23 protein-coding genes are annotated in these 22,923 nt (G+C 65.1%); all 23 read right to left on the bottom strand.

What is annotated here, in order from left to right:
* Positions 1 to 28: 28 nt before the first annotated feature.
* The 23 genes from ureC to A3A5_RS0124925 all read right to left on the bottom strand — a co-directional run bounded on the left by ureC (position 29) and on the right by A3A5_RS0124925 (position 22,908).
* Positions 29 to 1,747, bottom strand: a complete 1,719-nt coding sequence (ureC, locus tag A3A5_RS0125035; protein ID WP_304412947.1) for an urease subunit alpha — start codon at positions 1,745 to 1,747, stop codon at positions 29 to 31.
* The gene (locus A3A5_RS0125030) at positions 1,744 to 2,049 is read right to left on the bottom strand and encodes an urease subunit beta (RefSeq protein ID WP_018313224.1); all 306 of its coding nucleotides are present in this window, start codon (positions 2,047 to 2,049) and stop codon (positions 1,744 to 1,746) included. The genes ureC and A3A5_RS0125030 overlap by 4 nt, the downstream gene beginning before the upstream one ends.
* A gap of 11 nt (positions 2,050 to 2,060) precedes the next feature.
* Complete coding sequence (locus A3A5_RS0125025; RefSeq protein ID WP_018313223.1) at positions 2,061 to 2,672, bottom strand: HupE/UreJ family protein; 612 nt, start codon at positions 2,670 to 2,672, stop codon at positions 2,061 to 2,063.
* A 43-nt stretch (positions 2,673 to 2,715) separates the two neighbouring features.
* A complete protein-coding gene (locus A3A5_RS0125020; protein WP_013956041.1) occupies positions 2,716 to 3,018 on the bottom strand; it encodes an urease subunit gamma in 303 nt (100 codons plus the stop codon).
* A gap of 52 nt (positions 3,019 to 3,070) precedes the next feature.
* Positions 3,071 to 3,940, bottom strand: coding sequence for an urease accessory protein UreD (locus tag A3A5_RS0125015; RefSeq protein WP_018313222.1), 870 nt, complete (start codon positions 3,938 to 3,940; stop codon positions 3,071 to 3,073).
* 123 nt (positions 3,941 to 4,063) lie between these two features.
* Positions 4,064 to 4,756 carry an urea ABC transporter ATP-binding subunit UrtE gene (urtE, locus tag A3A5_RS0125010; protein ID WP_018313221.1) on the bottom strand — a complete coding sequence of 231 codons (693 nt, stop codon included), beginning with the start codon at positions 4,754 to 4,756 and terminating at the stop codon, positions 4,064 to 4,066.
* Positions 4,757 to 4,758: 2 nt separating this feature from the next.
* Positions 4,759 to 5,607, bottom strand: a complete 849-nt coding sequence (gene urtD, locus A3A5_RS0125005; RefSeq protein WP_018313220.1) for an urea ABC transporter ATP-binding protein UrtD — start codon at positions 5,605 to 5,607, stop codon at positions 4,759 to 4,761.
* Positions 5,604 to 6,809, bottom strand: coding sequence for an urea ABC transporter permease subunit UrtC (gene urtC / locus A3A5_RS0125000; RefSeq protein ID WP_018313219.1), 1,206 nt, complete (start codon positions 6,807 to 6,809; stop codon positions 5,604 to 5,606). The genes urtD and urtC overlap by 4 nt, the downstream gene beginning before the upstream one ends.
* Positions 6,809 to 8,431: an urea ABC transporter permease subunit UrtB gene (gene urtB / locus A3A5_RS0124995; RefSeq protein WP_018313218.1), complete on the bottom strand. Its 1,623-nt coding sequence runs from the start codon at positions 8,429 to 8,431 to the stop codon at positions 6,809 to 6,811. Before urtB ends, urtC begins: the two co-directional genes overlap by 1 nt.
* A gap of 147 nt (positions 8,432 to 8,578) precedes the next feature.
* Positions 8,579 to 9,835, bottom strand: coding sequence for an urea ABC transporter substrate-binding protein (urtA, locus tag A3A5_RS0124990; RefSeq protein WP_026201100.1), 1,257 nt, complete (start codon positions 9,833 to 9,835; stop codon positions 8,579 to 8,581).
* Between the two features lie 406 nt (positions 9,836 to 10,241).
* Positions 10,242 to 10,610 carry a cytochrome o ubiquinol oxidase subunit IV gene (cyoD, locus tag A3A5_RS0124985; RefSeq protein WP_018313216.1) on the bottom strand — a complete coding sequence of 123 codons (369 nt, stop codon included), beginning with the start codon at positions 10,608 to 10,610 and terminating at the stop codon, positions 10,242 to 10,244.
* A complete protein-coding gene (gene cyoC / locus A3A5_RS0124980; RefSeq protein WP_013956034.1) occupies positions 10,610 to 11,254 on the bottom strand; it encodes a cytochrome o ubiquinol oxidase subunit III in 645 nt (214 codons plus the stop codon). Before cyoC ends, cyoD begins: the two co-directional genes overlap by 1 nt.
* 5 nt (positions 11,255 to 11,259) lie before the next feature.
* Positions 11,260 to 13,233 (bottom strand): cytochrome o ubiquinol oxidase subunit I, encoded by a 1,974-nt coding sequence (cyoB, locus tag A3A5_RS0124975; protein ID WP_026201099.1) that lies wholly within the window; start codon positions 13,231 to 13,233, stop codon positions 11,260 to 11,262.
* Positions 13,234 to 13,241: 8 nt separating this feature from the next.
* Complete coding sequence (cyoA, locus tag A3A5_RS0124970; RefSeq protein WP_018313214.1) at positions 13,242 to 14,210, bottom strand: ubiquinol oxidase subunit II; 969 nt, start codon at positions 14,208 to 14,210, stop codon at positions 13,242 to 13,244.
* A gap of 603 nt (positions 14,211 to 14,813) precedes the next feature.
* The gene (locus A3A5_RS0124965) at positions 14,814 to 15,290 is read right to left on the bottom strand and encodes a MaoC family dehydratase (RefSeq protein ID WP_018313213.1); all 477 of its coding nucleotides are present in this window, start codon (positions 15,288 to 15,290) and stop codon (positions 14,814 to 14,816) included.
* A 35-nt stretch (positions 15,291 to 15,325) separates the two neighbouring features.
* Positions 15,326 to 15,769, bottom strand: coding sequence for a MaoC family dehydratase (locus A3A5_RS0124960; RefSeq protein WP_018313212.1), 444 nt, complete (start codon positions 15,767 to 15,769; stop codon positions 15,326 to 15,328).
* A gap of 165 nt (positions 15,770 to 15,934) precedes the next feature.
* Positions 15,935 to 17,053 (bottom strand): acyl-CoA dehydrogenase family protein, encoded by a 1,119-nt coding sequence (locus A3A5_RS0124955; protein WP_018313211.1) that lies wholly within the window; start codon positions 17,051 to 17,053, stop codon positions 15,935 to 15,937.
* A gap of 13 nt (positions 17,054 to 17,066) precedes the next feature.
* A complete protein-coding gene (locus tag A3A5_RS0124950) occupies positions 17,067 to 18,269 on the bottom strand; it encodes an acyl-CoA dehydrogenase family protein (RefSeq protein WP_018313210.1) in 1,203 nt (400 codons plus the stop codon).
* A gap of 93 nt (positions 18,270 to 18,362) precedes the next feature.
* Positions 18,363 to 18,809 carry a DUF1178 family protein gene (locus tag A3A5_RS0124945; protein WP_018313209.1) on the bottom strand — a complete coding sequence of 149 codons (447 nt, stop codon included), beginning with the start codon at positions 18,807 to 18,809 and terminating at the stop codon, positions 18,363 to 18,365.
* Positions 18,810 to 18,936: 127 nt separating this feature from the next.
* Complete coding sequence (locus A3A5_RS0124940) at positions 18,937 to 19,581, bottom strand: NUDIX domain-containing protein (protein ID WP_018313208.1); 645 nt, start codon at positions 19,579 to 19,581, stop codon at positions 18,937 to 18,939.
* A 44-nt stretch (positions 19,582 to 19,625) separates the two neighbouring features.
* Positions 19,626 to 19,934: a DUF2818 family protein gene (locus tag A3A5_RS0124935; RefSeq protein WP_018313207.1), complete on the bottom strand. Its 309-nt coding sequence runs from the start codon at positions 19,932 to 19,934 to the stop codon at positions 19,626 to 19,628.
* A 13-nt stretch (positions 19,935 to 19,947) separates the two neighbouring features.
* Positions 19,948 to 21,423, bottom strand: a complete 1,476-nt coding sequence (gene nuoN, locus A3A5_RS0124930; protein WP_026201098.1) for an NADH-quinone oxidoreductase subunit NuoN — start codon at positions 21,421 to 21,423, stop codon at positions 19,948 to 19,950.
* Positions 21,424 to 21,441: 18 nt separating this feature from the next.
* Positions 21,442 to 22,908, bottom strand: coding sequence for an NADH-quinone oxidoreductase subunit M (locus tag A3A5_RS0124925; RefSeq protein ID WP_018313205.1), 1,467 nt, complete (start codon positions 22,906 to 22,908; stop codon positions 21,442 to 21,444).
* Positions 22,909 to 22,923: the final 15 nt, after the last annotated feature.

Genomic DNA, 22,923 nt, shown 5'->3' with positions numbered 1-22,923 from the left:
GGCGATGCGGGGCGCGGGCCCCGGCCAGTCAGAACAGGAAATAGCGCTGCGCCATGGGCAGCTCGGTGGCAGGCTCGCAGGTCAGCAACTGGCCGTCGGCAACGACCTGGTAGGTCTCCGGATCGACCGTGACACGCGGCTGCCAGTCATTGTGCACCATGTCGCGCTTGCTTACCGTGCGCGTGCCGCGCACCGCCGACAGCGTCTTGGCCAGCCCGTAGCGCTCGCCGATGCCGGCCGCCAGCGCCGCCTGCGACACAAAGGTCAGCGACGAACGGTGCAGCGCCCCGCCGGCTGAGGCAAACATCGGCCGGTAATGCACCGGCTGCGGCGTCGGGATCGACGCATTGGGATCGCCCATCGCGGCCGCGGCAATCATGCCGCCCTTCAGGATCAGGCTGGGCTTGACGCCGAAGAACGCCGGACGCCACAGCACCAGGTCGGCCCACTTGCCGACTTCAACCGAGCCCACTTCATGGGCGATGCCGTGCGTCAGCGCCGGGTTGATGGTGTACTTGGCGACATAGCGCCTGACGCGGAAGTTGTCGTGCCCGCCGCGCGCGTCGTTGGGATCGCCCGGCAGCTTGCCACGCTGCAGCGCCATCTTGTGCGCGGTCTGCCAGGTGCGGATGATGACCTCACCGACGCGCCCCATGGCCTGCGAGTCGCTGGAGATCATCGAGAACGCACCCAGGTCGTGCAGGATGTCTTCGGCGGCAATGGTCTCTCGGCGGATGCGGCTTTCGGCAAAGGCGATGTCCTCGGCAATCGACGGGTCGAGGTGGTGGCACACCATCAGCATGTCGAGGTGCTCGTCCAGCGTGTTGACCGTGTACGGGCGCGTCGGGTTGGTCGACGACGGCAGCACGTTGGCCTCGCCGCACACCTTGATGATGTCGGGCGCATGGCCGCCGCCCGCGCCTTCGGTGTGGTACGTATGGATGGTGCGGCCCTTGAAGGCGGCGATGGTCGCTTCGACAAAGCCGCCTTCGTTGAGCGTGTCGGTGTGGATTGCCACCTGGGTATCGGTCGCGTCCGCCACCGACAGGCAGGTGTCGATCGCCGCCGGCGTGGTGCCCCAGTCCTCGTGCAGCTTAAGGCCGATCGCGCCGGCTTCCACCTGCTCCAAGAGCGGCCCCTGCTGGCTGGCGTTGCCCTTGCCCAGCAGGCCGATGTTCATCGGGTAGGCATCGGCCGCCTGCAGCATGCGCTCCATGTACCACGGCCCCGGCGTCACGGTGGTGGCGAAGGTGCCGGTGGCTGGCCCGGTGCCGCCGCCGATCATGGTGGTGACGCCGCTCATCAGCGCCTCTTCGATCTGCTGCGGGCAGATAAAGTGGATATGGCTGTCGATGCCGCCGGCGGTGACGATCATGCCCTCGCCCGCGATCACCTCGGTGCCCGGTCCGACCACGATGGTCACGCCCGGCTGGATATCCGGGTTGCCGGCCTTGCCGATCGCAGCAATGCGCCCGCCCTTCAGGCCGATATCGGCCTTGACGATGCCCCAGTGATCAACGATCAGCGCATTGGTGATGACGGTGTCGACGCAATCCTTGGCCATGCGCTGGCTCTGCCCCATGCCGTCGCGGATCACCTTGCCACCGCCGAACTTCACTTCCTCGCCATAGGTGGTGAAGTCTTTCTCGACTTCGATGATGAGCCCGGTATCGGCCAGCCGCAGGCGGTCGCCGGTGGTCGGGCCGAACATCTCGGCATAGGCCTGCCTGGAAATCTTTGCCATCACAGCGCTCCCATGATCTTGCCGTTGAAGCCGTAGACGATGCGGTCGCCGTCCAGCGCCACCAGTTCCACCGTACGCGTCTGGCCGGGCTCGAAGCGCACCGCGGTGCCGGCGGCAATATTCAGCCGGAAGCCGCGCGCGGCTTCGCGGTCGAACGCGAGCGCGGTGTTGGTCTCATAGAAATGGAAGTGCGAGCCGACCTGGATCGGCCGGTCGCCGGTATTGGCCACCGTCACGCTGACCGTGGCGCGGCCGGCATTCAGCTCGATCTCGCCGTCGGCGGGCATCAGTTCACCGGGGATCATGGCCATCCTCCTCAGGCCACCAGCAGGCTGGCGCCGTACAGCGCCACGCCGGCACCTGCCGCGCGGGCCAGCCAGCCGGCGTGGCGGCGCAGCAGCGTGCCTGCGCCGATGCCCAGCAGGTGCAGCACCATGGTGGCGGTAGCAAACCCGCCCACGTATGCGAGTACCGCTGGCAGCGCGCCCGCAGTGGCGGGCAGTTCGGCCCCGTGGGCATATCCGTGGAAAACGGCAAAGCCGCCGACCAGCAGCGTACCGGCCCATGCCGGCAGCTTCGCGCGCAGCGCCAGCAGCAGCCCGATCACCAGCAATGAGGCCGCGATCATCGGTTCGACCGCGGGCAGCGCCGCACCGGACAGGCCGATTGCGGCCCCTACCATCATCAGCGCCACGAAGGCCAGCGGCAGAGGCAGCGCAGCGGCGGCCGAGCGGGCAATCAATGCGCTCCACATGCCTACCGCCGCCATCGCCAGCAAATGGTCGGCGCCGGTGAATGGGTGCGCCAGGCCGGCCCACAGGCTGGCGCTGACGGTAGCGGCATCGTGGCCGGGATGTGCCAGGGCGGCGCCGGCGGCAAGGGTCAGGAAAGTGCCCAGGGCAAGGCGCAGGCAGGCGGTACGGTTCATGTCGGCTCTCTCGGGTTGGTCTTGTTATCCGGATCGGTCATGTTCAGACTATGGGATGGTGGACGGTCACCAGCTTGGTGCCGTCCGGGAAGGTGGCCTCCACCTGGATCTCGGGGATCATCTCGGCCACGCCATCCATCACGTCCTCGCGGCTCAGCACGGTGGTGCCCTCATGCATCAGTTCGGCCACGGTGCGGCCATCGCGCGCGCCTTCCATGATGGCGGCGGTGATCAGCGCCACCGCTTCCGGGTAGTTCAGCTTCAGCCCGCGGGCCTTGCGCCGCTCGGCCAGCAGCGCGGCGGTGAAGATCAGCAGCTTGTCTTTCTCTCGCGGCGTCAGTTCCATCTCTTGTTCCTGGTTCTTTTGTTCGGTTGTCTCGGTTGTCTCGGTTGGCAGCCTACGTGGCCCACAGCCGCAGCGGCCGCGCCGCCACGCCGTGGATCGGCATGCGCAGCGCCTGCCAGCTGTCGGCCATGACGTGGCGCACGGTTTCCATCTGCCGGCCCAGCACGCGCAGCAGCAGCATCGACTGCCCGTTGGCGGCCAGGCAGGTCACGCCGGCGCGCAGCTCCGGCGTATAGGGCAGCTGTCCGGCCAGCGCTTCGGCCAGTTCCTGCGTCGCGCCCTCGCCTACCGCCCATAGCGTGCCCAGCACATTGAGTCCATCGAGCCCGGCCACCGCGGCGCGCAGCGGCGACGCGGCCTCAAGATGAGACTGCTCGATCCACAGCGCGCGTTCGCCACTGCCGATGCGGGTATCCAGCCACAGCGCGCCGCTGGCCCACTGCTCGCCAGATGCCTGCCGGCCCAGCACCACCGCATCCCAGCCGATCGCGCTGCCGCCCGGCGCCACGTCGAGCACCGTCGCGATACGTGCGCGCGCATCGTCGAAAACGATGTTCTCCTGTGGCAGCCAGTCCAGCCGCGCTCCTGCACCCACCGTCAGGCGCACTTGCTGCGCTGCCTCGCGGCCGAGCGACTTGTACCACTTGGTGGCACCCGGCGTAGCCAGCACGGCGTGCGCGCCAGCCTCCACCGTCACGTCGATATCCAGGCTGTCGCCGCCTGCCACGCCCGCTGGCGGATGCAGGATCACAGCGTGGCAGATGCCGCCCTCCGGATACAGCGGCTTCTGCACCAGCAGCGGCCCCTGGTGGCGCCGCTCGGTCAGCGCGGTGCGTTCGCCGCGCTGCGCAAAGCGCAGCCGCAGGGTGGCCTGCCATGCGGCGGGCACGGCGAGGGCGGAAGGAAAATCGGGATGGCGCATGGCAAGTACAGCCGGCGGTGGGGGCGCGCGCAATGGCGGGAGTTGCAAGCAATCATAGCGCGCCGCCCGTCTTGGCGGAAGCAGCGCGCGGCTCACAAATCCCGACGCTGCCACGCGGCCGGCCTACACCGCAATCAGCTCCCGCACGCCATCCTGCTCCATGCTGGCGCCGGCACCCCGCGCCACCACTTCGCCGCGGCTCATCACTACGTAGTGGTCGGCAATATGCCGCGCGAACTCGTAGTACTGCTCGACCAGCAGCACCGTCATGCCAAACTCGTCGACCAGCAGGCGCAGCGCCCGGCCGATGTCCTGGATGATGGAAGGCTGGATGCCCTCGGTGGGCTCGTCCAGGATCAGCAGGCCCGGCTCGCTCATCAGTGCGCGCCCGATTGCCAGTTGCTGCTGCTGGCCGCCGGACAGGTCGCCGCCGCGGCGCAGCCGCATGGTGCGCAGCACCGGGAACAACTGGTAGATCCGGTCCGGCACGCCGGACGGCCGCGCCCGGCTGGCGGCGCCGATCAGCAGGTTTTCTTCCACCGTCAGCCGCGGGAATATCTCCCGGCCCTGCGGCACATAGGCCAGCCCGGCAGACACGCGCTCATACGGCGCCTTCTTCTCCAGCGCCTGCCCTTCCCATTGGATGCTGCCGCTGCGCGTGGGCACCACGCCCATCAGACACTTGAGCAGCGTGCTCTTGCCCACGCCGTTGCGGCCCAGCAGCGTGGTCAGCTTGCCGGCGGCCACGTCGAAGCTGACATTGCGCAGGATATGGCTGCCGCCGTAGAACTGGTTCAGTGCGTTGACCTGCAGCATGCTTATCTTCCCAGGTAAGATTCGATCACGCGCTCATCGCGCTTGACGCTGTCGAGCGTGCCTTCGGCCAGCACGCTGCCCTCTGCCAGCACCGTGACCTGGCCGGCATCTCCCGCGAGTGCGGCGACGAACTCCATGTCGTGCTCGACCACCATCATCGAGCAGCTGCCGCGCAGGCCGTTGAGCAGCGCCGCCAGCTGCATGGTCTCTTCATCGGTCATGCCGGCCACCGGCTCGTCCAGCAACAGCAGCTGCGGCTGCTGCATCAGCAGCATGCCGATCTCCAGCCGCTGCTTCTGCCCGTGCGACAGCAGCCCGGCGGGCCGGTAGGCCTCGGCCTCCAGTCCGGTCAGCGCCAGCGTTTGCTCGATGCGGCGATGCCCCTCTGCCGTCAGCCGCGCGCGCAGCGACGACCACCAGCGCTTGTCGGCCTTCATCGCCAGTTCCAGGTTCTCCCACACTGCGTGCTGCTCGAACACGGTTGGCTTCTGGAACTTGCGGCCGATGCCCACCTGAGCGATGCGCGGCTCGGTCATCCGCATCAGGTCGATGGTCTGGCCCAGGAACACGCGTCCGCTGACATTGGCATTGCGCGGCCCGGTCTTGCCGGTGATGACATCCATCATCGTGGTCTTGCCGGCCCCGTTGGGGCCGATCACGCAGCGCAGCTCGCCATGGTCGATCGACAAGGTCAGCTGGTTCAGCGCGCGGAAGCCGTCGAACTGCACCGTCAGGTCTTCCAGGTACAGGATCGGCCCATGCGACACATCGATGGTGCCGGGCTCGACGATGCGGCCCAGGCCGGTGGCATCGCCGCTTTCGGCCTGGCCGTGCTGGGGTGCGGCATTCATGCGTCACCTCCGGTGCGGCCTGCCACGGCAGGCGCGGAAACAGGGTCTGCAGCGGCTGGTGGTGCGGCCGCGCGCCGCTCGCGCAACCGGTTCCACAACCCGGTCACGCCATCGGGCAGGTACAAGGTCACCAGCACGAACATCGCGCCCAGCAGGAACAGCCAGTATTCGGCAAAGTGGGCGGTGAACAGGGTCTTGGCACCATTGACCAGGAACGCGCCGATCACCGGCCCGATGAGCGTGCCGCGCCCGCCCACGGCAACCCAAACCGCCATCTCGATCGAGTTGCCGGGCGACATCTCGCCGGGGTTGATGATGCCCACCTGTGGCACGTACAGCGCCCCCGCGATGCCGCACAGCACCGCCGAGAAGGTCCACACGAACAGCTTGTAGCCCAGCGGGTTGTAACCGGAAAACATCACGCGCATCTCGGCATCGCGCACCGCGGTGACCACGCGGCCAAGCTTGGACGTGACGATGTAGCGGCAGGCGATGAAGCCCGCCAGCAGCGCCAGGAAAGTCAGCACGAACAGGGCCGTGCGCGTCTGCGGCGCCGCGATCGCAAAGCCGGCAATGCGCTTGAAGTCCGTGAAGCCGTTGTTGCCGCCGAAGCCGGTCTCGTTGCGGAAGAACAGCAGCATCGCCGCATACGTCATCGCCTGCGTGATGATCGACAGGTACACGCCCTTGATGCGCGAGCGGAAGGCAAAGAAGCCGAATAGCCACGCCAGCACGCCCGGCACCAGCACCACCAGCAGCAGCGCGTAGCCGAGGTGCCCGGTGCCCTGCCAGAACCACGGCAGCTCCTTCCAGTCGAGAAACACCATGAAGTCCGGCAGCTCGCTCTTGTATACGCCTTCGCGGCCGATCGCCCGCATCAGGTACATGCCCATGGCGTAGCCGCCCAGCGCGAAGAACAGCCCGTGGCCCAGGCTCAGGATGCCGCAGTAGCCCCACACCAGGTCCAGCGCGATCGCCGCCAGCGCAAAGCACATGATCTTGCCGACCAGCGTCAGGGCATAGGCCGACAGGTGCAGCGGATGGCCCTCCGGCAACACCAGCGCGCACACCGGCACGCCGATGCCGACGATCACCACCAGCGCCGCCAGCGCCATCCAGCCGCGCCGCGAGAACAGCGCCTGCCGCTCAGGCACGGCGAGCCGGAACGGGGTGGCGGAAGAATTCGATTGGACTCGCTGCATCATGCCTCCGCGCTGCGCCCCTTGAGCGCGAAAAGTCCCTGCGGCCGCTTCTGGATAAACAGCACGATCAGCACCAGGACAAAGATCTTGGCCAGCACCGCGCCATAGAACGGCTCGATGAACTTGTTGATGATGCCCAGCCCGAAGGCGCCGACGATGGTGCCCGCCAGCTGCCCCACCCCGCCCAGCACCACCACCATGAAGGAATCGATGATGTAGGCTTGGCCCAGGTCGGGCCCGACATTGCCGATCTGCGACAGCGCGCAGCCGCCCAGCCCGGCAATGCCGGCGCCAAAGGCAAAGGCGTAGCTGTCGACCTTCCAGGTGCGCACGCCGACGCAGGCCGCCATGGTGCGGTTTTGCGTGGTGGCGCGCACGAACAGCCCCAGCCGCGTGCGGTTCAGCACCGCCCACGCCACCGCCACCACCGCCAGCGCGAACAGGATGATGACGATACGGTTGTAGGGGATCACCAGGCCCGGCATCCACTCGATGCCGCCGCTCATCCAGGCCGGGTTGGCCACTTCCACGTTCTGTGCGCCAAAGAGCGTGCGCACTGCCTGCATCAGCAGCAGGCTCACGCCGAAGGTGGCCAGCAGTGTTTCCAGCGGGCGGCCGTACAGGTGGCGCAGCACCAGCCGCTCCAGCACGAAGCCTACCGCCGCCGCGGCCAGGAACGAGGCCGGCAGCGCCGCCGGCAGGTACCAGTCGAACGCACCCGGCGCGTAGGCGCGGAACAGCGACTGCACCACGTAGGTGGCATAGGCGCCAATCATCAGGAATTCACCGTGCGCCATGTTGATGACGCCGATCAGGCCATAGGTAATGGCCAGCCCGAGCGCGGCCAGCAACAGCACGCTGCCCAGGCTCAGCCCGGCGAACAGGTTGCCGATCAGCTCGGCGCGGCGCTGGTCGCTGCGCAGCGTGTCCAGCGCCTGCTGCGCGGCCAGGCGCACGTCGGCATCGGGCTCGCGGTAGTTGCCGGCGCTGTCGCGCTCCACCAGCGGCGCCAGCTTCTGGCGGCTCTGCGGGTTGCTGTCGCTGCCGAGGATGCGGATGGCTTCAAGCCGCGCGTCATGCGCTGCGGGGTCAGCCGGCTCGGCCAGCACCAGGTTGGCCCAGATCACGTCCAGGCTGGTGCGCAGGCCGGCATCGGCCTCATTCTTGCGCGCGGCTTCGACCGCGGCGCGCGAGGCGCTTTCCGGCTGGGCGCGCAGCGTGGCGACCGCCTGCGCACGCACCGCGATGTCGGGTGACTGCAGCAGCAGGCTGCTGGCGGCGCTGTCGACCAGCGCACGCAGGCTGTTGTTCAGGGTCAGGGACTCCAGTTCGTCGGCTTTCACCGCGACCGGCTTGCCGGTAATGGCATCGACGGTCTTATCGCCGTCCTGGCGCACCATGCCGACCGACGCTGCGTATTGCAGCGCGTCGTCCTGCAGGGCCTTCAGGATCGGGCCGGCCTGCTCGGGCGGGGCCTTCGCGAGCGCGGTCAGTGCCGCGGTCTTGGCATCGAAATCATCTTCGGCCAGCGGCTTCAGGTCGGCCTGCGTCAGCGCCGCGGCCCACGGCGCAGCCGCCAGCAGCAACGCCGCCAGCAGGGCGCGCAGCCATGGCATGGCCATTGTCGGAAGTAGTTTGGGCATAGTGGCTGGCGCAGTGGCGGCGCTTCAGCGCCTTGTTGTTCTGGTGTGCGAAAGGGGGCGATGCGCTCCCCTCCCCCGCCTTGCGGGAGAGGGAAGCCATCGTCACGGAGCCAGACTGGCGTCCGCTTACATCACCTTGTCCGGCTTGCCTTCGTTACCCGCGATGAACGGGCTCCACGGCTGCGCACGCACCGCCTTCGGCGTCTTCCACACCACCGAGAACTGGCCGTCGCCCTTGACTTCGCCGATCATCACCGGCTTGTACAGGTGGTGGTTCTCACCCATGGTCAGCGTGAAGCCGTCCGGTGCCTTGAAGGTCTGGCCGTACATGGCGGCGCGCACCTTGTTGGTATCGGTGGTGCCGGCCTTCTTCACGGCCTGCGCCCACATGTGGATGCCCACGTAGGTGGCTTCCATCGGGTCGTTGGTCACGCGCTTGTCGCCGCCGGGCAGGTTGTTGGCCTTGACCCATGCCGCCCACTGCTTGCGGAAAGCGTCGTTCTCGGGGTTCTTGACCGACATGAAGTAGTTCCATGCGGCCAGGTGGCCCACCAGCGGCTTGGTGTCGATGCCGCGCAGTTCCTCCTCACCCACCGAGAACGCCACCACCGGCACGTCCTTGGCCTTCAGCCCGGCGTTGCCCAGCTCCTTGTAGAACGGCACGTTGGAGTCGCCATTGATGGTTGAGATCACCGCGGTCTTGCCGCCCTGCGAGAACTTCTTGATATTGGCGACGATGGTCTGGTAGTCGCTGTGGCCAAACGGGGTGTAGACCTCTTCGATGTCCTTGTCGGCCACGCCCTTGCTCTTCAGGAAGGCGCGCAGGATCTTGTTGGTGGTGCGCGGGTAGACGTAGTCCGTGCCCAGCAGGAAGAAACGCTTGGCGCCGCCGCCTTCCTTGCTCATCAGGTATTCCACCGCCGGGATCGCCTGCTGGTTGGGCGCTGCACCGGTGTAGAAAACGTTCTTGGACATTTCTTCGCCTTCGTACTGCACCGGATAGAACAGCAGCGAGTTCAGTTCCTCATAGACCGGGAGCACCGACTTGCGCGACACCGAGGTCCAACAGCCGAAGGTCACCGCGACCTTGTCCTTGGTGATGAGCTGGCGCGCCTTTTCCGCGAACAGCGGCCAGTTCGAGGCGGGGTCAACCACCACCGGCTCCAGCTTGCGCCCCAGCACGCCGCCGCTCTTGTTGATCTCATCAATGGTCATCAGGGCCACGTCCTTCAGCGACGTCTCCGAAATGGCCATGGTGCCGGACAGCGAATGCAGGATGCCGACCTTGATCGGCTCCTTGGACTGCGCCAGCGCCAGCGGGCTGGTACCGATCATCGCCGCGGCGGCTATCGCCGACAGCTTCAGCATGTCACGTCGTTGCATTTTGCAGCTCCCGTTTTGTCGTGTTGGTCAGGGACTACGCTCCCCGGGTGATGCTTCTGCAACTAGCGTGCCATGGGGCCGGACCAGCCACCGCCCGGCCACAAGCGGCCTGCATGGGCAAACCGGGCCAGCGGTCCGCATGCGCACCACGGCCGTGCATGCCTGCGGGGCACCGAGACAGTGCGCTGACGCAAACCAGCGCAGCGGTGGTGCATCGCGCCCGCTATCGGACGTCAGGAATGCGGGCGTGCGCCAGAATCGATCGCTTGGGTAAGCAAACGCTTAACACCGATTCGGATGTTTTAAAAAGCCCGCGCATAGAACGCAGGGCGACAGGTAATCCAGCGCGGAAATGAAAACGGGGCCCCTCGCGGGGCCCCGTTTTCGATACCAGGACGCTGGATCCTTACATCACCATCATGTTGGCATTCAGGTTGTGCATGATCCACAGCGAACCCGCCACCACGATCACCAGGATCAGCGCCGTGAACAGCAGCGCGATCACGTTGCTGCGCTGCTCGGACGACGAGTCCAGGTGCAGGAAGTACTTCAGGTGGACCAGCATCTGGACCACGGCCATGCCGAGGATGATCCAGAGGATGGTGCCCTTGTCCATGCTGCCGTCCATCACGAGCTTGAACGGGATCACGGTCAGGATCACGGCCAGGATGAAGCCGATCGCGTAGGACTTGAAGCTGGCGTGGGTGTCGTGGCCCGCGTGCGAATCGTGCGAGTCGTGGGCGCCGTGCGCCGCCGGTGCGTTGTGTTGTGCCATCACAGATGTCCCATCAGGTAGACCACGGTAAACACGCCGATCCAGACCACGTCCAGGAAGTGCCAGAACAGCGACAGGCAGGTCAGGCGCTTGGTCAGGGTCGGGGTGATGCCCTTCTTCGACAGTTGCCACATCAGCACGATCATCCACAACATGCCGCTGGCAACGTGCAGGCCGTGGGTGCCGACCAGGGTGAAGAACGACGACAGGAACGCGCTGCGGCCCGGGCCGGCGCCCTCGGCGATCAGGTGATGGAACTCGTTGATTTCCATCGCCATGAAGGCCAGGCCCAGCAGGAACGTGACGCCGAGCCACACCTGCACGCGGCTCAGGCTGCGGTTCTGCAGCGAGATCATCGCCATGCCGTACGTGATCGAGGAGAACAGCAGGATGAAGGTCTCCACCAGCACGTAGTTGAGCTCGAACAGCTCCTTCGCCGACGGGCCGCCTGCCAGTTCGCCGCGCAGCACGGCGAAGGCCGCGAACAGTCCGGCGAAGATGATGCAGTCGCTCATCAGGTAGATCCAGAAGCCATACACCGTATTGGCACTGGTATCGTGGTGCGCATGGTCATGGCCGTGCGCGTCAGCGTGAGCCGAGGCGCCTGCCTGCGCGGGGATGCGGTCTAGGACTTGAGTCGACATGGTTCTTAGGCCTGCGAAGCAATGCGCTGCAGATGGCGCGTTTCGATCTGCTCGACCTCGGTGGCCGGCACGTAGTAGTCAATATGGTCGTCGTTGCTGCGGTGGATGAACGCCCACACCATGCCCACCAGGCCAACGATGGCCATCCACCAGATATGCCAGGTCAGGGCAAAGCCGAACACCAGGCTGAAGGCGCCGATGATGAAGCCCGCGCCCGTGTTCCTGGGCATGTGGATCTTCTCGAAGCCTTCGGTCGGCAGGGTCTCGCCGCGGGCCTTCATGTCGGCGAACGCGTCCAGGTCACGCACCACCGGGGTGTGCGCGAAGTTGTAGAACGGCGGCGGCGACGAGGTGGCCCACTCCAGGGTGCGGCCGCCCCACGGGTCGCCGGTCACGTCGGCCAGCTTCTTGCGGTCGCGGATCGACACCACGATCTGCAGCACCTGGAAGAAGATGCCCAGCGCCACGAACACCACGCCCACCACGGCCAGGTACAGCCACGGCGTCCAGGCCGGGTTATCGGTGTGGTTCAGGCGGCGGGTCATGCCCATCAGGCCCAGCACGTACAGCGGCATGAAGGCAAAGTAGAAGCCGACCAGCCAGCACCAGAAGGCGCACTTGCCCAGGCGCTCGTTCAGCTTGAAGCCGAACGCCTTCGGCCACCAGTAGGTGATGCCGGCCAGGTAGCCGAACAGCACGCCGCCGATGATCACGTTGTGGAAGTGGGCAATCAGGAACAGGCTGTTGTGCAGCACGAAGTCCGCGGCCGGCACGGCCATCAGCACGCCGGTCATGCCGCCGATCACGAAGGTGATCATGAAGCCCAGCGTCCACAGCACCGGCGAGGTCATCTGGACCCGGCCGCGGTACATGGTGAACAGCCAGTTGAAGATCTTCACCCCGGTCGGGATGGAGATGATCATGGTGGTGATGCCGAAGAACGCGTTGACGTTGGCGCCCGAACCCATCGTGAAGAAGTGGTGCAGCCACACGATGAACGACAGCACCATGATGGCGGCGGTCGCGTACACCATGCCCTTGTAGCCGAACAGCTTCTTGCCCGAGAACGTGGCGATCACTTCAGAGAAGATGCCGAACGCCGGCAGGATCAGGATGTACACCTCGGGGTGGCCCCAGATCCAGATCAGGTTCACGTACATCATGGCGTTGCCGCCACCGTCGTTCGTGAAGAAGTGTGTACCGACGTAGCGGTCCAGGCCCAGCAGCGCCAGGGTCACGGTCAGCACCGGGAAGGCGGCCACGATCAGCACGTTGGTGCACAGCGCGGTCCAGGTGAACACCGGCATGCGCATCAGCGTCATGCCCGGCGCGCGCATGCGCAGGATCGTCACCAGGAAGTTCACGCCGGTCAGCAGCGTGCCCAGGCCTGAGATCTGCAAGCTCCAGAGGTAATAGTCCACCCCTACCCCCGGGCTGTAGTCCAGCCCCGACAGCGGCGGGTAGGCCAGCCAGCCGGTCTTGGCGAATTCACCGACGCCCAGCGAGATGTTGACCAGCATGGCGCCCGACACGAACAGCCAGAAGGAGAGCGTGTTCAGGAACGGGAAGGCCACGTCGCGCGCGCCGATCTGCAGCGGCACGACCAGGTTCATCAGGCCGGTCATCAGCGGCATGGCCACGAAGAAGATCATGATCACGCCATGGGCGGTGAAGATCTGGTCGTAGTGCTCAGGCGGCAGCACGCCGGTCGCGCCATTGGTGGCGAGCGCCAGCTGGGCGCGCATCATGATCGCGTCGGAAAAGCCGCGCAGCAGCATGACCAGGGCGACCAGGCAGTACATCACGCCGATCTTCTTGTGGTCGACCGAGGTGAACCACTCGTTCCAGAGGTAGCCCCACTTCTTGAAATAGGTGATCGCGCCTAGCAGCGCGGCCCCGCCCAGGGCGACGCCGGCCAGAACGACCATGATGATCGGCTCATGAAACGGAATCGCCGACAAACTCAACTTGCCAAACATCATTGCTCCTAGGATTGCGCGCCCAGCGCCAGCTTGGCCGGCGTGGTCATCGACAGCTGCTCTTCACCGAGGGTGTTGCGCGACGTGCAGATCGGGCCGCCCTTGAACCCGTCGGCGGCCAGCGCAGCGCCGCTGTGGTCCATGTACTTGTGCAAGATGTTGTGGAAGAGCTTGTCTTCCACCTTGCCGTAGTACGTGACCGGCTCTTTCTCGCTGGGCTGTGCCAGCGTCTTGTAGCCTTCAACGCCCAGTTCGGTGGACGAGGCGCGAACCTTGGCGACCCACTGGTCGAACTCATAGTTCGACATGGCGACCGCCTTGAACTTCATGCCCGAAAAGCCGCCGCCGCTGTAGTTGGCGGACACGCCGTCATAGGAGCCGGCTTCGTTGGCGATCAGGTGGAGCTTGGTCTCCATCCCTGCCATGGCGTACACCTGGCTGCCCAGTTGCGGGATGAAGAACGAATTCATGATCGAATCCGAGGTGATCTTGAAGTTCACCGGTGTGTCGACCGGGAAGGCGATCTGGTTGACCGTGGCGATCTTCAGTTCCGGATAGATGAACAGCCACTTCCAGTTCAGCGCCACCACCTCGACGGTGACCGGCTTCTTGCTGGATTCGAGCGGCTTGTACGGGTCCAGGTCGTGCGAGGACTTCCAGGTGATGATGCCCAGCGCAATGATGATCAGACAGGGAATCAGCCACACCACCACTTCGATCGCGGTGGAGTGCGACCAGTCGGGTTCATAGCGTGCCGAGGTATTGCTGGCGCGGTACTTCCAGGCAAACACCAGCGTCAGGACGATCACCGGCACCACCACCAGCAGCATCAGCCAGGTGGCAATCAGGATGATGCCTTTGATGTCGACGCCGACCTGCCCTTTCGGGTCGAGCAGCGTCATGTTGCAGCCGGCGAGCAGGAGCAGGCCAAGGCAGGGCAGGAACCGCGTGCAACGCGGCAGTATGGGTTTCTTCATGTCACGACTGGTTTGGTTACACCGCGCTTCGGGCAAAAGCGTGGCTAAACCGCCTGATGCTCGCGCAAGAGGCGTGGGGCTGAGGGAAAACCGGAAGGACGTGTCCTTAGCTGGCGTTGCGGTCTGGCGGCGGATCTAACGCCGGATGACCATGCGGCCTTGCAACGCCATGAACACGGAAGGACAACTGACTGCGTGCGCTGCAGGCCCTGTAGGACCTTGCCGGCGCTGCGGCACCTGGCCGAAACCGCGAACGGTCCCGGCTCAGTACAGCGGCCGGGTAGCGTTGGAATACGAGGTTTTTGCGCTTCCCGACAGACTTGCCTTCATGGCAAGCGCGGTTTTCGGCCGGGGAGCGCAACACGTAAAACATCGTGGGCGCGACTGTACCGCAACGCAACATTAGGGGTAAACCCAACGGCACAGAACACACTGTTCAGCAAAACGGACAATCGACGCACAAGACTGCAAAGCAGCATTTGACCGGCATCAACGTCACAAATCGGCTCCGAAAAATGCGGAAAGCCGCGCATTAGGCGGCCTCCAGGTGGCGCGACATGCCTGTGTGGCATATTGTCGCACCGCGTCATACCTGCGTATCCATCACCCGTAGCGGCGCGTGATCGACTCGGCAACGCAGACCGGACGGTCGCTGCCCTCGCGCTCCACCGTGACTTCCCAGGTTGACTGGGCGCCCACCAGCTCGGGCGACTTCGGCAGTGGATCGAGCCGCTCGACTTTCAGCAGCTTGATGCGGGCGCGCAGCTTGCTGCCCACGGGCACGGGTGCCGTGAAGCGCACGCGATTCAGGCCGTAGTTGACGCCGATCTTCGACGGCATGTACAGCGCGTTGTGCATGAACTTGGGCAGCAGCGACAGCGTCAGGAAGCCGTGCGCGATCGGGCCGCCATAGGGCGACTCCTTCTTCGCGCGCTCCACGTCGATGTGGATCCACTGATGGTCGCCGGTGGCATCGGCAAACTGGTTGACCTGCTGCTGGGTCACCTCGATCCAGTCGCTGACCGCGACCTCCTGGCCCTGCAGGCCTTCCAGTTCTTCAAGCGATGCGATGGTGCGCATGTCGGTTGTCTCCTCGATGGGTGGGTTGAGTGTTCTCAGGCGGGCCGGCGGCCGTACATGCCCATGCCCTTGACGGTGCAGACCAGTTCGCCGCGCTGGTTGGTGGCTTCCCACTGGGTGTGGACCACGCCGCGGTCCGGCTTGGACTGCGACGGGCGGGTATCGAGCACATTCAGCACGACGGTGAGCGTGTCGCCTGCATAGACGGGCTTGAGCCAGCGGATCTCGTCCACGCCAGGCGAGCCCATGCTGGCAGATTTGCCGGTGGTGCTCAGCACCAGCAGCCGCATCATGATCGAGCACGTCATCCAGCCGCTCGAGATCACGCCGCCATAGATGCTCTTGGCTGCGGCTTCCTTGTCGATGTGGAACGGCTGCGGATCGTACTGGCGGGCAAAGGCCAGGATTTCTTCCTCGGTGACGAGGTACGAACCCAGTTCGCGGCGGCTGCCGGCTTCAAAGTCCTCGAAATACAGCATCGGTTGTCTCTCTGTAGTGATTGGCGCCAGGGCCTTAGGTTTGTCCAGGCCATGATCGCATGGCCGCCGGGGGCTGGCGTCCGTATTTACCGAACCCGCCCCTAACGGTCCCCAAAGAAAAAACCGCGCCTGGACTACAGCGCGGTTTTGACTGGACTGGCAGGATCAGGCAGCTTCCTGGAACCCCGGCTGGGCAGCAAACCTGCCCAGGTGGTGATCCACGTCACCGAAGGTGGTGTTGATCAGCGTCAGCCGCTTGAACATGTGCGCGGCCGGCAGTTCGTTGGTCACGCCCATGCCGCCATGGATCTGCACGGCCTCCTGGCCGACCGTGCGCGCTGCCTGCCCCACGCGCGCCTTGGCGGCGGAGACATAGCGGCGGCGCTCTTCCGGCGTCGCTTCCTCGAAGCGGGCCGCAGCCAGCAGCGTGATCGAGCGCGACTGCTCGGCGTGGATGAACATCTCCACCATGCGGTGCTGCAGCGCCTGGAAGCGAGCGATCGGCACGCCGAACTGCTGGCGCGTCTTGGCATATTCCAGCGTGGCGGCATTGAGCGTATCCATCACGCCCACGGCCTCGGCGCACAGCAGCACGGCAGCATAGTCGGCCACCTGCTCGATCACCGGGAAGGCCTTGCCGGCTTCGCCCAGCAGTTGCGCGGGGGCATCCTGGAAGGTGATGTCGGCCGCGCGCAGATTGTCGATGGTGCGGTAGTCCTTGATGCTGACGCCGGCGCCGCTGGCATCCACCAGGAACAGCGAGATGCCATCCTGGTCAGCTTCGGCACCGCTGCTGCGGGCCGACACGATCAGCTTGTCGGCCTGGCCGCCGTGCACCACCACGACCTTGCGGCCGCTGAGCTTGCCGTCGCGGGCGGTGACGCGCACGTTGTTCAGTTCATAGCGCGCCTGCGGCTCATTGAAGGCCACGGCCAGCTTCAGCTCGCCGCCGGCGACCTGCTCCAGCAGCGCATCCTGGCCACCGGCCAGGCCCAGGGCGTAGGCGCCCGCCACCGTGGCCAGGTACGGCTCCACGATCAGGCCGCGGCCCAGCTCCTGCTGCACCACCATCATGTCCAGGGCCTTGCCCGCGAAGCCGCCCTGCGCTTCCGGCACCGGCAGCGCGGTCAGGCCGAGCTCGACCAGCGAGCCCCAGGCCGCGTCGCCATAGCCGGCGGCGCTTTCGTAGTTCTTCTTGCGGGACTCGAAGCCGTAGTCCTTGTCGATGAAACGGTGGACGGCGTCGGCCAGCTGCTTCTGTTCGTCGCTGAGATTGAAGTTCATGTTGCGTGTCTCCTCACAGCCCCAGAATCATCTGGCTGATGATGTTCTTCTGAATTTCGTTGGACCCGCCATAGATGGAGGTCTTGCGATAGTTGAAGTAGTACGCGGCCAGCGGCGCGGCGTCGTCGTAGCCGGTCACGGCGTGCTCGGTCTCGCACTCCAGATAGGCGGTGTCGAACGGCTGGGCGTACGGGCCGACGGCCTCGACCATCAGCTCGGTCAGCAGCTGCTGGATCTCGGTGCCCTTGATCTTGAGCATCGAGGCCTCGGGGCCAGGGCCCTTGCCGGCGGCTTCGCTCGAGACCACGCGCAGCACGGTGATTTCCAGCGCCATCAGTTCGATTTCCAGCGCGGCCACCTTGGCGCCGAACACCGGATCCTCCAGCAACGGCTTGCCGTTCTTCTGCTGCTGGCGCGCCACGCGCTTGAGGAAGCCCAGCTCGCGCTTGGAGTTGCCCACGCGGGCAATGCCGGTGCGCTCGTGGCCCAGCAGGTACTTGGCGTAGGTCCAGCCCTTGTTTTCTTCGCCGACGCGGTTCTCGACCGGCACCTTGACGTTGTCGAAGAAGACTTCGTTCACTTCATGCTCTTCGTCGAGCATGATGATCGGGCGCACGGTGATGCCCGGGGTCTTCATGTCGATCAGCAGGAACGAGATGCCCTCTTGCTTCTTGGCTTCGGGGTCGGTGCGGACCAGGCAGAAGATCATGTCGGCGTGCTGGCCGAGCGTGGTCCAGGTCTTCTGGCCATTGACGATGTAATGCTTGCCGTCCGAAGTCAGCTCGGCACGGGTCTTCAGCGAGGCCAGGTCCGAACCCGAGCCCGGCTCCGAATAGCCCTGGCACCACCAGTCGGTGCAGTCCAGGATGCGCGGCAGGTAGTACGACTTTTGCTCCTCGCTGCCGTACTTCATGATCACCGGCGCGACCATCGCCACGCCGAACGGCAGCACGCCGGGCGCGCCGACGCGGGCATTCTCTTCATCCCAGATATGGCGCTGGGTGGCGTTCCAGCCGGTGCCGCCGTACTGGACGGGCCAGTGCGGTGCCGACCAGCCGTTGCCGGCCAGGGTCTTGTGCCAGCGCACCAGGTCGTCGCGGTTCGGACGGCGGTGGTTGAGAATCTTGCTGCGGATGTCCGCCGGCAAGTTGGCTTCGAGCCAGCTACGCACTTCCTCGCGGAAGGCGTTGTCGGACGCCGAGTAGTTGAGATCCATGCCCGTCTCCAGTGGTGCCGGCTTGGCGCGGGGCCGCCGGCGGTTGTTCTGCCTGCACGTCAAGCGCCGACAGCAACGGGCACAAGACGCAATTCAGTGAGCCGTCTGCTTCAGCGCATCCGGCACCACGAGCGGGAAAGTCTCGATGCCCTCTTCGGCCAGCGCCTGCACCTCCTCCGCCGAGGCCGAACCGCGAATGCCGCGTTCCGGCGCCTCGTCATAGTGCATGCGCCTTGCCTCTTCGGCAAAGCGCTCGCCAACATCCTCGGTCTGTGCCAGCACCTGCTTCACTGCCTTCATATAGAGCCCTTGCAGTGTCACCGGTGCGGCAGCCGGCTGCGCCGGCCTGGCGCTGCCTTCGCGCGCGGTCGCGCCCGACAGGTTCAGGCGCGGCGCGCTGGGCAGCCGCGTCACGGCGTGGTCGCCACAGACCGGGCATTGGACGAGGTCACGCGAGATTTGCGACTGCGCATCTTCTTCAGAGGCAAACCAGCCCTCGAAACGATGGTCATGCGCGCAGCGCAGGTCGAGCACCTTCATGATCTTTCCAGCCCGTCAAAAGCTATATTATCCGCGAATCGAAATTTTGTGAACGGTCGTGCTAAATTTTTTAGAACGACCGTTCGGGACAGCCGCATGGCGCAGAATCCACGCGGCTCACTACTCACTATACGGCGTAATGCGGCAGCGGCTGTTCGCCCGGTTGCCAGGCACCCGAGATCACTTTTTCCAGCCAGAACGCGCCGATGATGGTCTTTACGTCGGTGATGCGGCCGCTGCGCACCCAATCGATCACCTGCCCCACCGGCGCGATAAAGGTTTCCAGGAACTCGCCGTCGTCGAGCTGCGCCTCGCCGTGCGTCAGGTCGCGCGCCAGGAAGACGTCGATGAACTCAGTGGAATACGAGATGACCGGGTGGATGCGCGTCAGGTAGTCCCAGCGTGCCGCGCTGTAGCCGGTCTCCTCCAGCAGTTCGCGTTCGCCGCAGCGCTGCGCGCCCTCTTCCGGATCGAGCTTGCCGGCGGGGAATTCCAGCATCACTTCGCCCACCGGATAGCGGAACTGGCGCTCCATCAGCACGGTGCCGTCATTGAACAGCGGGATCATCATCACCGCGCCCGGATGGACCACGTACTCGCGCCCGGTCTGCTTGCCGTCCGGCAGCCTGACAATGTCTTGCTTGAGGGTAAGGAACTTGCCGCGATGGACCGTGGCCGAGGCCACGCACACTTCCTTCAGTGCGTCGTCGTTCCCGGTGGGTTCAGCGGATGCTGCGGGAAACGGGGTGCCGCGTTGGATCTTGTCGGTCATGGACGCTCCGGATCAGGCAGGGCCCGGCGCCGACAGGACCGGCTTCAGGCCGTGCGGTGTTTGACGAGGTATTGCCAGGTGAAGCCCGGGAAGGCAAACACAAGCATCATGCAGGCGGTGATGGCGTAGAACTGCCAGCCCTGCGGGAAGGCATTGCCAAGGCTGGCCTCCACCGCAAAGCCGGCGGCACCCGCCACCGCGAACCATACGAGCAGTTCCAGCAGGCGCAGCCACAGCGGCTTGCGCGCCAGCCGCAGCGGGATCAGCGCGAACAGGCGCTGGTTCACAAACGGCAGGTTCGCACTGATCAGTGCCAGCAGGATGACAAACCAGCCGCTTGCGGATGCGCTCATGGCGTGTGGCGGATCAGGAACCCAGGGTCGAGCGGATGGCCTGGTAGCACAGGTTCATCAGCGCGGCCGGGAACAGGCCCAGCAGGATCACCGCGGCGCCGTTCACGCTCAGCATCGAGCGCAGGCCGAAGCTCGCTTCCAGCTGTTCTTCGCCCACTGGTGCATCGAAGTACATCAGCTTGACGATGCGCAGGTAGTAGAACGCGCCGATCAGCGAGAACATCACGGCCACCACGGCCAGCCAGGTCATGCCCGACTTGACCACCGCATCCAGCACGGCCAGCTTGGCGTAGAAGCCCACGGTCGGCGGAATCCCGGCCAGCGAGAACATCATCACCAGCATCAGGAAGGCAAACCACGGGTTGCGGCGGGACATGCCCTTCAGGTCTTCCAGCGTCTCGGCCTCGAAGCCCTTGCTGGTGCGCAGCAGGATGATGCCGAACGTGCCCAGCGTGGTCAGCAGGTAGGTCACCGAGTAGAACATCGCCGAGCCGTATGCATCGGCGGCGCCGTCAGCCTTGTTGGCGACCACGCCCGACAGCAGGCCCAGCAGCACGAAGCCCATGTGCGAGATGGTCGAGTACGCCAGCATCCGCTTCAGGTTGCTCTGCACGATGGCGGTCAGGTTGCCGATGGCAAGCGAGATGATCGACAGCACCACCAGCATCATTTGCCAGTCGCTGGCCAGGGGCAGCAGGCCTTCCACCAGCACGCGGATGAACAGCGCAAAAGCAGCAACCTTCGGGCCGCCGGCGATCAGCAGCGTCACTGCGGTCGGCGAACCTTGGTAGATGTCCGGGATCCACATGTGGAACGGCGCAGCACCCAGCTTGAACGACAGGCCGGCAACGATAAAGACCACGCCAAAGGCCAGCATGGTGGTGTTGACGCGGCCCGACTCGACCACGCGGAACACCTCGCCCAGGTTCAGCGAACCGGTGGCGCCGTACATCATCGAGATGCCGTACAGCAGGAAGCCCGAAGCCAGCGCGCCCAGCACGAAGTACTTCATCGCCGATTCCGAGGTCACGCGCGATTCGCGGCGCAGTGCCACCAGTGCGTACGACGACAGCGACAGCAGCTCCAGGCCCAGGTACAGGGTCAGGAAGTTGTTGCCGGTGATCATCACGATCTGGCCGCCCAGCGTGAACAGGGCCAGCATGTAGAACTCGCCGGCGAACATGTCGCGCTCAGCCAGGTAGCGGCGCGTGTACACCAGCGTGACGAACAGGCCCGCCGCGCAGAACGCCGACAGCACGTTGGCCATCGGGTCGATCACCACCAGGTTGGAGAACGCGTAGTGCGTCTCGCCGGCAGCGGCGTTCAGGCCGAACCACACCGTCAGCACCAGGGTGGTCAGCAGCGACAGCGGATAGGCAACGCTTTGCTTGCCCTTGCCGCGAGCCAGGTCGATCCAGTTTACTGCGGCGATGGCGATCGCCAGGAAGATGATCGGCGCCACAGGGCCGAGTGTCGAGGACGGTTGCATATTGATTTCTCTCCCCGATTACAGCTTGGACTGTGCCGCGTGGGACAGCAGGTTCACCACGGACGCGTGCATCACGTCGGTAAAGGGCTTCGGGTGCAGGCCCATGTACAGCGTCATGATGGCCAGCAGGCCGAGCATGACGAATTCACGCTTGTTCAGGTCTACCAGCTCGCGCACGTGCTGGTGGACGATGTCGCCGAAGATCACGCGCTTGACCATCCACAGCGAGTAGGCGGCGCCGAAGATCAGGGCGGTGGCAGCCAGCAGGCCGATCCAGAAGTCGAACTTGACCGCGCCCAGGATCACCATGAATTCGCCGACGAAGCCCGAGGTGGCCGGCAGGCCGCAGTTGGCCATCGCGAAGAACACTGCCAGCGCGGCGAACTTGGGCATGGTGTTGACCACGCCGCCGTAGTCGGCGATCTGGCGCGAGTGGACGCGGTCGTACAGCACGCCGATGCAAAGGAACATCGCGCCGGAGATAAAGCCGTGCGAGATCATCTGCACGATGCCACCTTCAATGCCGATGTCGCTGAAGATAAAGAAGCCCAGCGTGACGAAGCCCATGTGGGCAATCGAAGAGTACGCCACCAGCTTCTTCATGTCGGCCTGCACCAGGGCCACCAGGCCGATGTAGATCACCGCGATCAGCGAGATGGTGATGATGAACGGGGCCAGGTAGTGGCTCGCGTCAGGGGCGATCGGCAGCGAGAACCGCAGGAAACCGTAGGCGCCCAGCTTCAGCATGATGGCGGCCAGCACCACCGAACCGCCGGTCGGCGCTTCCACGTGGGCGTCCGGCAGCCAGGTGTGCACCGGCCACATCGGCACCTTGACCGCGAAGGCGACGAAGAAGGCGATAAACAGCGCGATCTGCTCGTTCATCGACAGCTTGGCCTGGTGCCATTGCAGGATGTCGAAGGTGCCGGTCTTGTTGTACAGGTACAGCAGTGCGATCAGCGTCAGCAGCGAGCCAGCCAGCGTGTACAGGAAGAACTTGAACGCGGCATAGACGCGGTTCGGGCCGCCCCAGACGCCGATGATGATGTACATCGGGATCAGCGTGGCCTCGAAGAACACGTAGAACAGCATGCCGTCCAGCGTGCAGAACACGCCGACCATCAGGCCCGACAAGATCAGGAACGAGGCCATGTACTCGGCCACACGCTCAGTGATCACTTCCCAGGCCGAGATCACCACGATCACCGTGATGAAGGCGGTCAGCACGACGAACCACATCGAGATGCCGTCAACCCCAAGCAGGTAGTTGATATGGAAGCGCTCGATCCAGTTCGCCTTCTCGACGAACTGCATCGACGCGGTGGCGCGGTCGAAGTGGAAGATCAGCGGCAGTGTGACGACAAAGCTCGCGATCGAGCCGAACAGCGACATCCACCGCACGAAGCCCGGGCTTCGGTCCGAGCCGAAGGCGAGGATCAGCAGGCCGAAAAAGATAGGCAGCCAGATTGAGAAAGACAGAACCATTTCTAAGTTTTCCTT

Origin of the sequence: Cupriavidus sp. UYPR2.512 (assembly GCF_000379565.1) — a bacterium.
Taxonomy (GTDB): Bacteria; Pseudomonadota; Gammaproteobacteria; order Burkholderiales; family Burkholderiaceae; genus Cupriavidus.
Note: the sequence above shows the minus strand (reverse complement) of the source record. Positions and strands in the feature narration are given on the sequence as shown.